Origin of the sequence: Rhizobium sp. L9 (assembly GCF_002531885.1) — a bacterium.
Lineage (GTDB): Bacteria > Pseudomonadota > Alphaproteobacteria > Rhizobiales > Rhizobiaceae > Rhizobium.
Genome location: NZ_NWSZ01000003.1, coordinates 151,861 through 166,418, shown reverse-complemented (window position 1 = coordinate 166,418; position 14,558 = coordinate 151,861). Strand labels below are relative to the sequence as shown.

The window sequence follows — 14,558 nt, the reverse complement described above, 5'->3', positions numbered from 1 at the left end:
TTTCCTCCCTAGACTTAGCCGCGCTGACAAGCGCGGTTTTTTTTGGCCTGGGGAGGCAAGCCGAGATCAGGAAATCGCAGGTTTACTCGGCGGCCAGCGCCCGATCGCCGGCGAATTTTTCGACATGATCCGCCATCTGCCGCATGAAGGCCGCGACGGCGTCGGCCACCGCGGCGAAATCCTCACGCTTCTCCAGCGTCACCTCGTCGACATAGATCGCCCGGTTCACTTCGATCTGCAGCGCGTGCAGACCGCGCGAGGGACGGCCGTAATGTTCGGTGATGAAGCCGCCGGCGTAAGGCTTGTTACGGATCGCAGCAAAGCCCATTTCCTCGAGGATGGCGATGGCGGCGCGCGAAAGTTCGGCCGAAGCGCTGGTGCCGTAGCGATCGCCGATGATGAAATCGGGCCGCCCGGTGCAGCCCGCGACCCGAACATTGCCGGGCATCGAGTGGCAGTCGATCAAAACGCCGAAGCCGAACTGCACATGGGTGCGGGCGATCAGCCGTCGCAGCGCCGCGTGGTAAGGCTTGTAGACTGCCTCGACCCGATCGAGCCCCTCCTGCACCGGCAGCCGCCGTGCATAGATCTCCATGTTCTCGGCAACGATGCGCGGAATGGTTCCAAGCCCGCCGGCGACCCTCAGCGAATTGACATTGGCATAGGGCGGCAGCAGCCCGTCGAACATCCTTGGATCAAGCTCGTAGGGCTCACGATTGACGTCGAGATAGGCCCGCGGAAAATTGGCGGCGAGCAGTGGCGCGCCGAGTTCGACGGCCGAGCCGAACAGCTCGTCGACGTAATGGTCCTCGGAACGGCGGATCGCTATGCCTTCCAGCCTCGACTGCGCGATGAATTCCGGTGGATAAACGCGGCCGCTATGGGGGGAGTTGTAGACGAAAGGAATGGTCTGCGACACGGGCTCATGAACCTCAAAAAGCTCGTATTCGCGGATTTCCGGCACTTCTGGCCCTCTTTACCATGTCATGAACTGACTGCTTCGCCCATGTTGCCAGTTGCCCGGCCGCAAGTCCATACTATGTAGGAGGGATGGCGGTCGCGCATAGGCAATTCACCGGTTGTTTACCGGACAAAGACTAGTGTAAACGGCTGGCAGCCCACCCAAAACCTATTGATTAGCGGTCTGGATTGATGACTCAGAAGATACTTCTCGCCGAAGACGACAATGACATGCGCCGTTTCCTGGTGAAAGCCCTCGAAAAGGCCGGCTACAAGGTCCTTTCTTACGACAACGGCGCCAGCGCCTATGACCGCCTGCGCGAGGAGCCGTTCTCTCTGCTCCTGACCGATATCGTCATGCCCGAAATGGATGGCATCGAGCTGGCTCGCCGCGCCACCGAACTCGACCCCGATCTGAAGGTGATGTTCATCACCGGTTTTGCCGCCGTCGCGCTGAACCCCGATTCGAAGGCGCCGAAGGATGCCAAGGTCCTTTCCAAGCCTTTCCACCTGCGCGACCTCGTCGATGAGGTCAACAAAATGCTTGCCGCATAGGGCTTGTCGGGCGGCGCGTCACAAAACCGAAAAAAGCCTATTGACGGCTCCGGAGGTTTTGTGATCTATGCGCCGCCATCGGATGGGCGTGTAGCTCAGCGGGAGAGCACTACGTTGACATCGTAGGGGTCACAGGTTCAATCCCTGTCACGCCCACCATCCTAATTCGCTGAAAAGCAAAGGCCTTTCGAGAAATCGAGAGGCCTTTTTTGCATAGTGGTCCGCAGGTTTGATAAACCTGCCAATAGGAGTTCTCAGCGTGGCGCAGGTGATTAAACGACGCAAAACTCTCGTCGTGTCCAACGACAAGATTTCGCTGGCAAAAGGTGTCAGCCTTCCCCAGGGACGCTATCCCGTCACTGCCGAATATGTCGTATCTCACCTGCGAGGCAGGCCGGTCGAGGAGGCTGGCCGGGTAATACTCCATCTGACGCGGCAGAACCTCCTTGACTACGGCGTTGATCTGACCGGCAGCGCGATGCTGGGCAGCGACATCGATGTGAGCGGCAATGTGGCGCGCAAGGAAGCCATTCTGGAGTGATTTGCAGGGCATGGATGATTGACCACTGTCTTTGCCCCACAGGGATGCACCTCCTGAGAGTGGCCAAACCAAATTCGGTCACGAAACCATGTGAATTTTGCCGATCCGGCGTACAGGTATCCGCCTCTCGCAAACGGGTGGGATCAAAGGCAGGGATTAATTCTCGACCGGCAGCGCCGCAGTTTTTCCGCCCCTCGCCTCGCCGGCTTCCACGGCACCTGCGCCCACGAAGTGCTGCACGAGAGAACTTGTAAGCCGTCACCCCCACTGCGGCCTGACTTCCATCTTCACCGATAGCGACCGGTGAAAAAGGCAAGCAACATGTCCTGATTCACTTTGGCTGTCCGGTTTTACCCAAGTCATGCAGATGGCGGCTGCAGCGTGCCCGTATATTCGGATGTGCTCACGCCAGCATCAATTGCATACCATTGCTGGCTGCTCAGCCCCTCGTTGCCCGGAATCCAAAAGTATGATTTTTGTGACAAACAGATGACGAGTTTGTGACAAAACGCGTGTGATTTCAGCAACATAGCGGTGCAGTGTGTTGTCAAGATCGACAATGACGTTGCGGTGCAACATCCCTTATGTAATTTCCGCGGCGAGGCAGACACCGAGCCAAAAAGGTGCCGCTTCGATCACACGGGGTGAAGACACGTAGGGACTGCCGATGGCAACGGTCTTCATCCTCTCGCATCTGAACTGGAGGTTATTCCATGAACATCAAGAGCCTTCTTCTCGGCTCCGCTGCTGCTCTCGCAGCAGTATCCGGCGCTCAGGCCGCTGACGCTATCGTTGCTGCCGAGCCGGAACCAGTTGAATATGTTCGCGTCTGCGACGCTTACGGCACCGGCTACTTCTACATCCCCGGCACCGAAACCTGCCTCAAGATCAACGGCTACATCCGTTTCCAGGTTGACGTTGCTCCGAACGCCAGCTCGATCGGCGCCGGCGGCGGCGGTTCCGTCGCCAACGACTCGGATTGGGACGCCCGTACCCGCGGCCAGGTTCAGTTCACCGCCAAGAGCGACACCGAGTACGGTCCGCTGACCGGCGTCATCGTCATGCAGTTCAATGCTGACAACGCTTCGGCCCAGAAGGCCCAGCTCGACTCTGCTTACATCGACATCGCAGGCTTCCGCGCCGGTCTGTTCTACAGCTGGTGGGACGATGGCCTTTCCGGCGAAACGGACGATATCGGTTCTCCGGTAACGCTGCATAACTCCATCCGTTACCAGTACGAAACCGAAGCCTTCTACGCTGGCATCAGCGTCGACGAGCTGGAAGACGGACCGTTCTACAACGGCGAAACCCCGAACAACGTCGGCGTTGCCGTCGGTCTCGGCGGCAAGGCCGGTATCTTCAGCTATCAGATCACTGCCGGTTACGACACCGACAACGAAGAAGGCGCCGTCCGCGCCATGGGTACAGTTGCTGTCGGTCCGGGCACGCTCGGCCTCGCCGTTGTCTACGCATCCAACCCGAACGCCTACTACAACAAGGCTGAATGGGCGATCGCTGCCGAATACGCCATTAAGGCGACTGACAAGCTGAAGATCACCCCGGCTGTTCAGTACTACGACAACTACGGCGTCACCGCCGGCGAGTTCAACGATGACGTCAACGCCTGGAAGGCCGGCGTAACGATCGACTACCAGATCGTCGACAACTTCTCGGCAAAGGTTTCGGTTCAGTACCTCGATCCGGACAATGCTGACGAGGTAACCTCGGGCTACTTCCGCCTACAGCGCGCGTTCTAATCAAGGCTGCCGGCTAGACCGGCAGCTATCAATTCCTGATCTGACTGACCTCCGATCGGGAAAGAATGGGCCTGGACTTCCCTGCCTGGGCACATTCCCTTGACGAGACATGCGTTCAAGACGGCGGGCGCTCGACGAGCGTCCGCCATTGGGAGCGCCGTGCGTGCGATATTTGAACGCCAGCGGACGCGCTCTAAACATTATGAATCCCGTATCGTGCTGGCACATCACATCGCTACCTTGCCGATGTCCGGCAGATTAAGCCGTTGCCGGAGACCTTTTTGCCAGCAAGCCCAACCGACGTTCCGCCCACTCGGCGGGCCGCCCGGCGGCCGGCGGAATCTCTATGCTGCACGGAACCAAATTTCGGACACAGAGCCATGCCATGGCGAATCAAAGGTGAAGCGGTGATTCGCATCGCCAGGACATGGGATTTGAGATCGAAATGAAGTTATCCGCGCTTGTTGCCGCCGGCCTTGTTGCATCCGTCCTCGCCTTGCCCGCGTCCGCGGCGCCGGCCTCCCCGCCCGACACATTTCCCGGCGCTCCCGGCGTCATTACGCTTTCCGGCAAATGCGCCAGACTGGTCGTCGCCAAGTTCGACGCAACCAAGGGCTGCAAAAACGAGCTTGCCAGCGTCACGCTGGCCAACGGTTCGGTGACCTTCATCTTCACTTCGGACGGAAAAGCGCTCGGCTTCCAGGGCGATGGCAGCGGCATCAAGCCAGCCTCCAACGGCAATGCTCGCCTGCCGTTGAGCCTCGTTACGACGGGCGTCGGCAACAAGATGACCGGCCAGGTCAAGGTCGCCGGTTTCTGCACCTTCGGCAATCCCTACGCCGGCAAGCCGATCGCAATCGAATGCACTGCCGAAAGCAAGGACTCCTCCTTCACCGGCAGCTTCCACACCGGCGGCAAGCTGGTGAAAAAGGAAAAATAGCTGCCATCAGGCGGCACACCACGCGCCGCCGGCAGCCCCCGGCTTGCGCGCCAGCCCTTCCTTGATCAGCTGTGCGCCAAAAGAGCGTCCGTCGCGCGAGACGATCCGCGGCGCGCCTGGGGACTCCGTCTTTCCGGCGGCATCGATGGTGAACGGGCCGGCGTTCAGAAGCGCCAGCAGGCGCAGCTTCGCGGCAAAGGCCACCCTGCGTTCGTCATCGCAGCGCGCCTGGTCGGCCACCGGGCTTGCCATATCGGCAATGACGATCTTTTCGCCCTTGTACCAGAAAACGCCGCCGTCGCCGACGCAATTGATGTGCGCGCCCTGCCCGCAATAGCCGAAGGCGCCCGTCGCCGTCTGCTGGGCTCCGGGAGAGGCCGGGGCCGGCATCGCCTTGATCGGTTGGATGGCCGGCGTCGGGATTGCGGCCGGCGGCAGCGGCGGCGCCTGTAGCGCCGTCGGCGCGGCTCTCGGCGTCGGTGCAGCAAGCGCCACCTGCTTCGGCGGCACATCCTTCCTGGCGACAGGTCTCGGCTCCGCCATTTCGCGTGCGATCGGCGTCGACTGCCGTTCAAGCAGCGGCTGAAGGCTCTTCCAATTGTCGTGAGCCACAATGCCGCCGACCGCGGCAATGCCGATCACCGCCCAGGGCAGCAATCCGCCACTGCTGCGTGCTCTGCTCTTTCCTCTCGCCGGCGCCTTGCGGCGGCCGCGTGTCGCTGTCTTGGCCATCTTTCCGAATCCCGTGAGGCCGGGATTATCGCTGCCCAATCCTTTCCGAAAGGTTGGCGAGGGCCGTTATCTTTGACGCGGGCCGATGCGCTAGACGACAAAACGCCCGGCGCCGGGCGCCTATCTCCAGAGGTTTGTCTTTCGCCTAGTCCGGACGTTGAGCTGAAGACTCGTTTTTTCCGGCCGATGCGGCGCCGCTGATGGGGGAACCGATCGGCTGTTTGCGTTTACCGATCTCGATGCGGTTGTCCGCCCCCTCGCGGATGGCCTGCCATTCATTTTCGTGCCGGATAACAATATCCCGGGGCACAAAGTTCATTGTCATGTGCTTCTCACCCTGTGTTTCAAATCAACTGTCAGTGCGCCGAAAAGCCCTCGGAGCCGCTATTTCTTCGTTTTCGTATGAGCTTTGATGTCGGGGCCTCCTTTGGAGAGGTCCGCACCGCTCACATGTGCCGGCACGTGAATGTCGTGATAGACGCCGGGCGTCAGCGTCAGATCGACGTGATGCGGCGGCAGCACCTGTGCCTTCTGCATGCGGTTCGGCTTTGCCCGCTTCATGCGGTCGGATGCCTCTGTGCGTTTGTCGGGAATATGGGTCGAAGTGTGCATCATCGGCGTCCTTTTCAGCTCAACCAGGGTTTAACGAGCGGAGGCGCGGATGGTTCCGGAAATTATGCGGTTTTCCGTGGGGCGTTTGGCCTTGACTAGTTTGGGAAGTAGATTACCTAAGGCCCATCCCGCAGCCTTCCAGACATCGGCTGCGGGAAACATTGGTGCCGGGCCCCTCTGGCGAGAGTTTTTACGGCGCTCTCGTGATGTCGGTACCGCCTGCAACTCAGCCGGCGGATTTTTCATCGATGAAAAAGCTCACCATGCCTCGTCAGCATGCCCGTTGTGGCATGCGGCGTTTTGACAAAATCTCCACCCTCTCCAACAAGCTGTGCGGCCCCGAGGTGCGGCCATGAACCAGCCCCAGACCACTAAATCCTCGCTCGGCTATTTCCGCTGGGCGTTCATCGTCACCGCTCTCGGCCTTGTTCTCGGCGCCGTGCTTGGTTGGCAGACGACCGGCACGACCGGCGGCATGGCGACCGTCTTCTTCATCTGCACCGTGCTTGCGGTGCTGGAGATCTCGCTCTCCTTCGACAATGCCATCGTCAATGCCAACAAGCTGAAGGAGATGACGCCGGTCTGGCAGAAACGATTCCTCACCTGGGGCATCATCATTGCCGTCTTCGGCATGCGCATTGTCTTTCCACTAGCAATCGTCGCGATCGCGGCACGGATCGGCCCCTGGGACGCTCTGGTGCTGGCTGCCCGCGAACCCGAGGAATATGCCCGCATCATGAACGATGCGCATCTGCCGATCGCAGCCTTCGGCGGCACCTTCCTGATGATGGTCGGCCTGAGCTATTTCTTCGACCATGAAAAGACGATCCATTGGCTTCGCGGCTTGGAGAAGGTGATGGCGCGCTCGGCTACCATCAGGGGCATCGAGATCGCCTTCGTGCTGGCGCTGATGCTTGTATTCTCCTGGCTGATCGGCGGCGAGGAAGCCAGCGTCTTCGTCCATTGCGCCATCTACGGCCTGCTCACCTTCCTCGCGGTCGAGGTCGTCGGCGAGTTGCTCGACGCGTCGCAGCAGACGATGAGCGCTGCCGCCAAGGGCGGCCTCGGCGCGTTCATCTATCTGGAGGTGCTGGATGCCAGCTTCTCCTTTGACGGCGTCATCGGCGCCTTCGCCTTGACGCAGAACCTCTTCGTCATCGCAATCGGCCTCGGCATCGGCGCCATGTATGTGCGCTCGATGACCATCATGCTGGTGGAGAAGGGTACGCTTGCCGAATACCGCTACCTCGAACATGGCGCCTTCTACGCCATCCTGATCCTCGCAGTGATCATGTATGCGCAAACCCTGGTGCATATTCCCGAAGTGATCACCGGTCTCGGCGGCGCGGCACTGATCGGCCTGTCGCTCTGGTCGTCCATTCGCCACAACAGGCGCGAGCGGCCAGAAGATCGCGCCGGCCGGCGGGAGGAACTGCACGTCTGACGTGGCAGACAATTACGGAACGCAACGCGCCTCAGCGTTGCGGCTATGCCGACATAAATAAAGCCCGCGACCATCCGGTTGCGGGCTGTTTCATTCCTGCATGCCTTGAGCGGCTTAGCGGATGACCTGAGCGAACGAAGCCGGATCAATGCCAAGCTCCTTGAGGTCGCGGGCGCGCGGACGACGGCCGGCTTCGACAGCGGCGCTGACGGCGTTGGCGGCGCTCAGCGCAGCAAATGCACGGCCCAGGAAGCCGGCGTGGACTGAATTGCGGATGGCGGACATTGTCCTGTTCCTCTTGCTTTATGATTGACCACTCATAGATGGCAGTGCGCTGTCACATCTACAATGCACGGAAAATCACCGCAGCCATGCAAAAAGAAGAGGCCGGCGCATGGTTCCATGGCCGGCCTCCAGGCAGGGGTAAGGTTGTCTTTTTCTTCTAGTCTTCGCTTGCCGCCAGCTGCGACAGCACCTGGCCCCGACCGCGGATGCGCAGGATCAGCGGGATCAGGAAGGCAGCCGCCGCAACGATGAGAAGGCCTGCCGCGATCGGTGACATCACCAGCGTCGTCACGTCGCCCTGGCTGATCGCCAGCGCGCGGCGCAGTTGCTGCTCGGCCAGCGGCCCGAGGATGAGGCCGACGACGGCAGGCGCGATCGGATAGCCGAAGAGCCGCATCACATAACCGAGCAGGCCGAAGGCGAGCAGCATGCCGAGCTCGAACACGGAAGGGTTGGCGCCGATGGTTCCGAGCGTCGCAAACAGCAGGATGCCGGCATAGAGCCATGGCTTCGGAATGGTCAGCAGCCGCACCCAGAGCCCGATCATCGGCAGGTTGAGGACGAGCAGCATTGCATTGGCGATGAGCAGGCTGGCGATCAGTCCCCAGACGAGCTGCGGATTGGTGGCAAACAGGAGCGGCCCCGGCTGCAGCCCGTATTGCTGGAAGCCGGCGAGCATGATCGCCGCCGTCGCCGTCGTCGGCAGGCCGAGGGTCAGGAGCGGCACCAGCGTGCCGGCGGCTGACGCATTATTCGCCGCCTCCGGTCCGGCCACGCCTTCGATCGCGCCATGGCCGAATTCTTCCGGGTTCTTCGCCAGCCGCTTTTCGGTCGAGTAGGACAGGAACGTACCGATTTCAGCGCCGCCCGCCGGCATCGCGCCGATCGGGAAACCGATCAGCGTGCCGCGAAGCCAGGGCTTCCAGGAGCGCGACCAGTCCTGTGCATTCATCCAGAGCGAACCCTTGACCGCCTCCACCTGCTCCGCGACCCGGTTGCCCTGCGCTGCTATATAGAGCGTCTCGCCGATCGCGAACATCGCCACCGCCAGCGTCGTCACTTCGACGCCGTCGAGCAGGTCGGGGATGCCGAAGGAAAGCCTGGCCTGCCCCGTCTGCTGGTCGATGCCGACCATGGCGAGCGCGAAACCGATGAACAGCGCGGTCAGGCCTCGAAGCGCCGAATCTCCGAAGGCCGAGGAGACGGTGACGAAGGCGAGCACCATCAGCGCGAAATATTCGCGCGGCCCAAAGACCAGCGCCAGCTTGACGATGTAGGGCGCGATGAAGGCGAGCCCGAGCGTGGCGATGAGGCCGGCGACGAAGGAGCCGATCGCTGCCGTCGCCAATGCGGGTCCGCCGCGCCCGGCCCGCGCCATCTTGTTGCCTTCGAGCGCGGTGACGATCGATGCGCTTTCACCCGGCGTGTTGAGCAGGATCGACGTCGTCGAACCGCCATACATGCCGCCGTAATAGATGCCGGCGAACATGATCAGCGAGCCGCCCGGATCGAGCTTGTAGGTGGCCGGCAGCAGCAGCGCCACAGTGAGCGCCGGGCCAATGCCGGGCAACACGCCGACGGCCGTGCCGAGCGTCACGCCGACCAGCGCATAAACCAGGTTCATCGGCTGCATCGCAACCAGGATACCCTGCCATAGAAATTCGAATGTGCTCATCTTGGTGTCCCAGGCGGCGTTCCCGTCCGTGCCTTCGCAATCGGTCGCCGCGAAAAATCAAAAGAGCTGACAGCGCGTCCCGCGCTGTCAGAAGAACAGATGTTCGAGCGGGCCGGCCGGCAGCGTCAGCTGCAGGAGCTGCGAGAAGATCGCCCAGACGACGAAGCTGAAAACGATGCCGATCGGCAGCGAGATCCAGAGCTTGCGTTTGCCGAAGCCGCGTGCGGTCAGTGCAAACAGAATACCGGTCGCAATCGAGAACCCGGCAACGCGCAGAAGCAGCATCTGGCAGGCAAGACCCGCGACGATCCAGATGACGGGCGCCACTTCTTGCTTTTCTCGTTCCGGAAACTCGCCGCGCCAAGCTTCGGCGGCAGTCCAGACGCCAAGACAGAAGAGCCCGAACGCCACAACCTCAGGCACCGTCGCCGGACCGATGCGGGCGTACTGTGCGATCGTTTTCAGATGGGTTGCATCCCAGGCCATCACACCGGCGATGGCGAAGAGAAAAACGGCAATGATGAACGCCGCCCGATCAGGGCGGCGCTCGGTTGCCGAGGAGGTCTTATCCTCGCTCATTGAACGAGTCCGATCTCTTTAAGAATGCCCTCTGTGGCGGAGACGTCCTTTTCGAGCTGCGCCTTGAAGGCGTCGCCGGACAGATAGGTGTCGGCCCAGCCCTTGGTCTTCAGCGTTTCCTGCCAGGTGGCAGAGCTGTGCAGCTTCTCGAAATCGGCGGTGATCTTGGCAACTTCGTCGTCCGACAGGCCAGGGGCTGCGGCGACCATGCGCCAGTTCTGGATGCTGACGTCGGTGCCGGCCTCCTTCAGCGTCGGGGCGTCGACGCCGTCGATACGCTTGTCGCTGGAGACGGCGAGGAGACGCAGCATGCCTGCCTTCACCTGCGATTCGAACTCGCTGTAGCTCGAAACGCCTGCTGTGACCTGGTTGCCGAGAATGGCTGCGAGCGCTTCACCGCCGCCGGAGAAGGCGACATAGTTGATCTTCGTCGGGTCGACGCCGGAAGCCTTGGCGATCAGGCCAGCGGTGATGTGGTCGGTGCCGCCGGCCGAGCCGCCGCCCCAGGAAACCGAACCCGGATCCTTCTTCAGCGCCGCGACCAGATCGGCCATCGTCTTGATATCGGACGAGGCAGGAACGACGATGGCTTCATATTCGCCGGTCAGACGGGCGATCGGCGTCACGTCCTTAAGTGTCACCGGCGACTTGTTGGTGAGGATGGCGCCGACCATGACATAGCCGCCGACGATCAGCGAATTCGGATTGCCGGCAGCCTGGCTGGCAAACTGCGCAAGGCCGATGGTGCCGCCAGCGCCGGGGACGTTCTGGACCTGTACGTTGCCGGCGATCTTCTCCTGCTGCAGCGCAGCCTGCAGGGAACGGGCCGTCTGGTCCCAGCCGCCGCCGGGAGCGGCCGGCGCGATGATGGTGTAGTCGGCAGCATAGGCCGGCAGCGCGATGGCGGCTGCAAGAATGGTTGCGATGAACGTATGCTTCACGATGTGTCCTCCGTGGGCGGTTGAGCGAACCGCCTGTTATTCTCGAGTGAATCGGAAGGGGTGGCCGGCCAGCGGACGCAGTTGTCCTGACTGACGAGCGGAATGCCTCCCAAACTTCAATTCTCCGCCTCCACGGAGAAGAAGTAGCCAAAGCCACCACAACAACCTGTCATCTAGCTGACATCGGCCAGATATCCAGAAGGAGAAGCCGCTTTTTTGCCGTAATTGGGCCAGCAGCCCGCCGAGGTGTAACAGATATTGAGGTCATGAACCGGCCGAAAGCTGGCCTTCTTCACTGTGCCCGCAGAACCTCGTTCCAGTGCGCGATCAGCCGCGCACGCTTTACCTGGTCGAGATAGACCATCAGCCCGGGACTGACCGGCACCGGCCGAAGTTGGGCGCCGAGCAGTTCCTGCAGCGTATTGGCAGTGTTCTCCCCCGCCACCTCCGGGCTGACGGCCGGGATCTGCAGCTCGCGCGCCATGATCGTCTGGCCCTCCTTCGACATGAAAAAGGCAAGGTAGCGGCGGCCGAGCTCCGGCTCGGCTGCAGCCTGCGGCACCAGCCCGATGCGCGACATCACCACCGTATAGTCCTTCGGCAGCACGATGCCGACATCGGGGTGCCGCGAAGCCCAGTCGGCGGCGTAGGAACCGAGAATATTATAGCCGAGCACGAAGCGCCCGTCGGCGACGCGTTCGAGGATCGCCGAGCTCGTCGAGTAGAGCTTGACGCCGGCCGCGCCCATCGCGCCGATCACCGACCAGATGTCGCCGAATTGCTCCTGGTCGCGCGCCATGAAAAGAAAGCCGACGCCCGATCGCTCGATATCGTAGGTGCTGATCCGGCCATAGACCGCATTGCCCTTGCGCTTCAGATAGTCCACGAATTCCGCCCGCGAGCTCGGCACCGGCTCGTGCGCAAAGCTCGGCTTGTGATAGACAAAGACCGCCGGCTCGAAGGTCAGCGCATAGGCGGTATTGCGCCAGTTCGCCCATTTCGGCCAGGCAGCACTCATCGGCAGATTGCTGACCTGCGCATAGCCGTCGTTGGAAAGCTTCACCTGCAGGTCCATCGCCGAGGAAAAGGCAAAATCCGCCGTTTTGCCGCCCGCATCGGTTTCTCTGACGATCCGGTCGTAGATTTCACCGGTCAGCATGTCTTCATATCTGACCGCGACATCGGGATTGGCCTCCTGGAAACCGCGGATCATCGGCTGTGCCAAGGGCTCGTCAAGCGAAGAATAGACCGTCAGCACCGGTGCGGCGGCATCGCCCGACTTCGCCGGAAAGAAGGCTTGGTCCGCCAGGACGCAACCCGGCCAGAACGCCAGCAACAAAATGCAAATTCTCCTCATGCAGCAACAATGCCTGAGCGCACAGAGAGGAGCAAGGGCGCTGGATCGAAGCTGTCGACCGGGAAACATCAATCCGGACAATAATGTCGCTTTCCTCAATGGGAACGGCCTCTTCACCACAAAGGATTAGCGATCAGTTCCATGCTTCACCCCTTTAGAGTATTGATGAAGAACCGCGACGATATATGGTCGCGCTGCCGCGTCAAAACGTCGAAGCCGCCCGAACTTGTTTTCGGGGACGACTCTACGCGACAAAAACTCTAGAAAAAGCTAGACTATCCTGGGAAGATCCATGGGAGGGGTCATGGAACGACGACTGAGCGCTATTCTCGCAGCGGATGTCGTCGGCTACAGCCGACTGATGGGCATGGATGAGTCAGGCACCTTGCAGGCGCTGAACCGCCATCGCTGCGAGCTGATTGACGTTCGGATTTCCGACTACAAGGGCCGGATCGTCAAACTCACCGGCGATGGCATCCTTGCCGAATTCCAGAGCGTGGTGAATGCCGTCGCCTGCGCTGCCGAAATACAGCGCAGCATGTCGGCCCGCAACGAGAACGTGCCGAAGGACGAGCGCGTTGAATTCCGCATCGGCATCAATCTCGGCGATGTCGTGGTCGAGAACGGCGACATATTCGGCGACGGCGTCAATCTTGCCGCAAGGCTTGAGCGTATCGCGGCACCGGGCGGCATCGCCGTGTCGGCCTCAGTGCGCGACCAGGTCGGCTCGCGCCTCAATCTCGGCTTCGAGTTCATCGGCGAGCACATGCTGAAGAATATCAGGCAGCCCGTTCAGGTCTACACCGTCACCTTGGCGCCACCCTCCTCCACCAGGCTGGTGGCTGAGAACCGCAATACCTGCTTCATTGCCGTGCTGCCCTTCACAAATATGAGCGGTGACGCCGATCAGGATTATTTTTCCGATGGCATCACCGAAGACATAATCACCGATCTTTCCAAGATCTCGAGCCTGCACGTCGTGCCGCGCAACACCATCTTTACCTACAAGGGCATATCGGTGAAGTTGAAGCGCCTCGCCCAGGAACTCGGTGTGCGCTATGTGCTCGAAGGAAGCGTACGCATCTTCGACAAGCGCGTACGCATCTCCGGCCAGCTGATCGACACTGCGAATGGCGACCATCTCTGGGCCGAACGTTACGACCGCGACCTTACCGATATCTTTGCCATCCAGGACGAGATCACACAGGCGATCGTCAGTCAGCTGAAGGTGCGCCTGCTGCCGGAGGAGAAGAAGGCAATCGCCAACGAACCGACGGCCAATGTCGAGGCTTATACCTATTATCTCAGGGGTCGCCAGCTCTCCCACACCTGGACAAAATCCTACCTCGAGCTCGCAAGGCGCATGTTCTGCAAGGCGGTAGAACTTGACCCTGATTATGCCCGGGCCTATGCCGGCATCGCCGATTGCGACGCTGCGATCCGCGACTGGGCGCCCGACGATGTGCCGCTGAGGCGCATTCTCGATATGAGCGCACGGGCCCTTCAGCTCGACCCCGATCTTCCCGAGGCCCACGCCTCGCATGGCTTGGCCCTGCATCAGAGCGGCCTCGATGATCGTGCGGCGGCTGCCTTCGAACGTGCCCTCACGCTCGACCCGAACCTTTTCGAGGCGAATTTTCATTACGCCCGGTTCTTCTTCATGCGCGGCAACTTTGCCAAATCCGTTCAATATTTCACCCGCGCCGCCGAAATCCGCCCTGACGACTACGTCTCGCCGATCCATCTGATGTCGGCGTACCGCTCCCTCGGCCGTCCGGTGGATACGGAAAACTGGGCACGACTCGGCCTGCTGCGCGCCGAACGTGCGCTGAATCTCAATCCCGAAAACTCAGGCCCGGCCCATCGCGGCGCGCTGGCGCTTGCCCATCTCGGCGATGCGAAGCGGGCGCGCGACTGGGCCGCCCGCGCAATCGCCATCGATCCCGACGACATTGTCGCCCAGTACAATCTTGCCTGCGTCTATTCCGTCCTCGGCGATACCGACCGAGCAATCGACCTGCTCGAGAAGCTGCTGCCGCACAGCTCCGTCTATCATATCAAATGGTTCGACAATGATTCCGACCTCGACAACATCCGCGAGGATCCCCGCTTCCGGAAATTGTTGGCGATCGCAATGACGGAACGTGAGCGGGTCGAGAGGACCGGGAGCTGAAATCTCG

The 14,558-nt window shown here is 61.1% G+C and carries 15 protein-coding genes and 1 tRNA gene; 7 read left to right on the top strand and 9 right to left on the bottom strand.

Annotation, left to right across the window (positions count from 1 at the left end; all coding sequences use genetic code 11):
* Positions 1-82: 82 nt before the first annotated feature.
* Entirely contained in the window at positions 83-964 is an 882-nt protein-coding gene (locus tag CO660_RS02675; protein ID WP_085779417.1) for an N-formylglutamate amidohydrolase, read from the bottom strand.
* A 188-nt stretch (positions 965-1,152) separates the two neighbouring features.
* Here CO660_RS02675 and cpdR1 point away from each other — a divergent pair, with 188 nt between their 5' ends.
* From cpdR1 to CO660_RS02650, 5 genes are all read left to right on the top strand, one after another.
* On the top strand, positions 1,153-1,515 hold the full coding sequence (gene cpdR1, locus CO660_RS02670; protein ID WP_003542883.1) for a response regulator CpdR1: 363 nt from the start codon (positions 1,153-1,155) through the stop codon (positions 1,513-1,515).
* Positions 1,516-1,599: 84 nt separating this feature from the next.
* A tRNA-Val gene (locus CO660_RS02665) sits at positions 1,600-1,674 on the top strand.
* Positions 1,675-1,774: 100 nt separating this feature from the next.
* Positions 1,775-2,056 carry a hypothetical protein gene (locus CO660_RS02660; RefSeq protein WP_097597247.1) on the top strand — a complete coding sequence of 94 codons (282 nt, stop codon included), beginning with the start codon at positions 1,775-1,777 and terminating at the stop codon, positions 2,054-2,056.
* Between the two features lie 713 nt (positions 2,057-2,769).
* A complete protein-coding gene (locus CO660_RS02655) occupies positions 2,770-3,813 on the top strand; it encodes a porin (protein ID WP_097597246.1) in 1,044 nt (347 codons plus the stop codon).
* Positions 3,814-4,258: 445 nt separating this feature from the next.
* Complete coding sequence (locus CO660_RS02650) at positions 4,259-4,753, top strand: hypothetical protein (protein ID WP_097597450.1); 495 nt, start codon at positions 4,259-4,261, stop codon at positions 4,751-4,753.
* A gap of 6 nt (positions 4,754-4,759) precedes the next feature.
* Here CO660_RS02650 and CO660_RS02645 read toward each other — a convergent pair whose 3' ends face one another.
* The 3 genes from CO660_RS02645 to CO660_RS02635 form a co-directional block, all read right to left on the bottom strand.
* Entirely contained in the window at positions 4,760-5,485 is a 726-nt protein-coding gene (locus CO660_RS02645) for a hypothetical protein (RefSeq protein ID WP_097597448.1), read from the bottom strand.
* Positions 5,486-5,630: 145 nt separating this feature from the next.
* Positions 5,631-5,810, bottom strand: a complete 180-nt coding sequence (locus CO660_RS02640) for a hypothetical protein (protein WP_085779457.1) — start codon at positions 5,808-5,810, stop codon at positions 5,631-5,633.
* A 59-nt stretch (positions 5,811-5,869) separates the two neighbouring features.
* Positions 5,870-6,100, bottom strand: coding sequence for a hypothetical protein (locus CO660_RS02635; protein WP_176536215.1), 231 nt, complete (start codon positions 6,098-6,100; stop codon positions 5,870-5,872).
* A gap of 349 nt (positions 6,101-6,449) precedes the next feature.
* On the opposite strand from CO660_RS02635, the gene CO660_RS02630 reads away from it, so the two are divergent.
* Positions 6,450-7,541 carry a DUF475 domain-containing protein gene (locus tag CO660_RS02630; protein WP_097597245.1) on the top strand — a complete coding sequence of 364 codons (1,092 nt, stop codon included), beginning with the start codon at positions 6,450-6,452 and terminating at the stop codon, positions 7,539-7,541.
* 114 nt (positions 7,542-7,655) lie between these two features.
* Here the strand turns inward: CO660_RS02630 and CO660_RS33145 are convergent, their stop codons facing one another.
* The 5 genes from CO660_RS33145 to CO660_RS02605 form a co-directional block, all read right to left on the bottom strand.
* Positions 7,656-7,826 (bottom strand): hypothetical protein, encoded by a 171-nt coding sequence (locus CO660_RS33145; RefSeq protein WP_097597244.1) that lies wholly within the window; start codon positions 7,824-7,826, stop codon positions 7,656-7,658.
* Between the two features lie 157 nt (positions 7,827-7,983).
* Positions 7,984-9,501 (bottom strand): tripartite tricarboxylate transporter permease, encoded by a 1,518-nt coding sequence (locus CO660_RS02620; RefSeq protein WP_097597243.1) that lies wholly within the window; start codon positions 9,499-9,501, stop codon positions 7,984-7,986.
* 87 nt (positions 9,502-9,588) lie between these two features.
* Complete coding sequence (locus CO660_RS02615; protein ID WP_097597242.1) at positions 9,589-10,080, bottom strand: tripartite tricarboxylate transporter TctB family protein; 492 nt, start codon at positions 10,078-10,080, stop codon at positions 9,589-9,591.
* Entirely contained in the window at positions 10,077-11,021 is a 945-nt protein-coding gene (locus CO660_RS02610; protein ID WP_020922265.1) for a tripartite tricarboxylate transporter substrate binding protein, read from the bottom strand. Before CO660_RS02610 ends, CO660_RS02615 begins: the two co-directional genes overlap by 4 nt.
* 292 nt (positions 11,022-11,313) lie before the next feature.
* The gene (locus CO660_RS02605) at positions 11,314-12,360 is read right to left on the bottom strand and encodes an ABC transporter substrate-binding protein (protein WP_097597241.1); all 1,047 of its coding nucleotides are present in this window, start codon (positions 12,358-12,360) and stop codon (positions 11,314-11,316) included.
* Between the two features lie 322 nt (positions 12,361-12,682).
* On the opposite strand from CO660_RS02605, the gene CO660_RS02600 reads away from it, so the two are divergent.
* Positions 12,683-14,551, top strand: coding sequence for a tetratricopeptide repeat protein (locus CO660_RS02600; protein WP_097597240.1), 1,869 nt, complete (start codon positions 12,683-12,685; stop codon positions 14,549-14,551).
* The last annotated feature ends 7 nt before the right edge of the window (positions 14,552-14,558 follow it).

Coding starts and splice junctions, on each gene's coding strand:
- cpdR1 (WP_003542883.1), top strand. CDS start 1,153: ATGACTCAGAAGATACTTCTCGCCGAAGACGACAATGACATGCGCCGT.
- CO660_RS02655 (WP_097597246.1), top strand. CDS start 2,770: ATGAACATCAAGAGCCTTCTTCTCGGCTCCGCTGCTGCTCTCGCAGCA.
- CO660_RS02650 (WP_097597450.1), top strand. CDS start 4,259: ATGAAGTTATCCGCGCTTGTTGCCGCCGGCCTTGTTGCATCCGTCCTC.
- CO660_RS02645 (WP_097597448.1), bottom strand. CDS start 5,485: ATGGCCAAGACAGCGACACGCGGCCGCCGCAAGGCGCCGGCGAGAGGA.
- CO660_RS02640 (WP_085779457.1), bottom strand. CDS start 5,810: ATGACAATGAACTTTGTGCCCCGGGATATTGTTATCCGGCACGAAAAT.
- CO660_RS02635 (WP_176536215.1), bottom strand. CDS start 6,100: ATGATGCACACTTCGACCCATATTCCCGACAAACGCACAGAGGCATCC.
- CO660_RS02630 (WP_097597245.1), top strand. CDS start 6,450: ATGAACCAGCCCCAGACCACTAAATCCTCGCTCGGCTATTTCCGCTGG.
- CO660_RS33145 (WP_097597244.1), bottom strand. CDS start 7,826: ATGTCCGCCATCCGCAATTCAGTCCACGCCGGCTTCCTGGGCCGTGCA.
- CO660_RS02620 (WP_097597243.1), bottom strand. CDS start 9,501: ATGAGCACATTCGAATTTCTATGGCAGGGTATCCTGGTTGCGATGCAG.
- CO660_RS02615 (WP_097597242.1), bottom strand. CDS start 10,080: ATGAGCGAGGATAAGACCTCCTCGGCAACCGAGCGCCGCCCTGATCGG.
- CO660_RS02600 (WP_097597240.1), top strand. CDS start 12,683: ATGGAACGACGACTGAGCGCTATTCTCGCAGCGGATGTCGTCGGCTAC.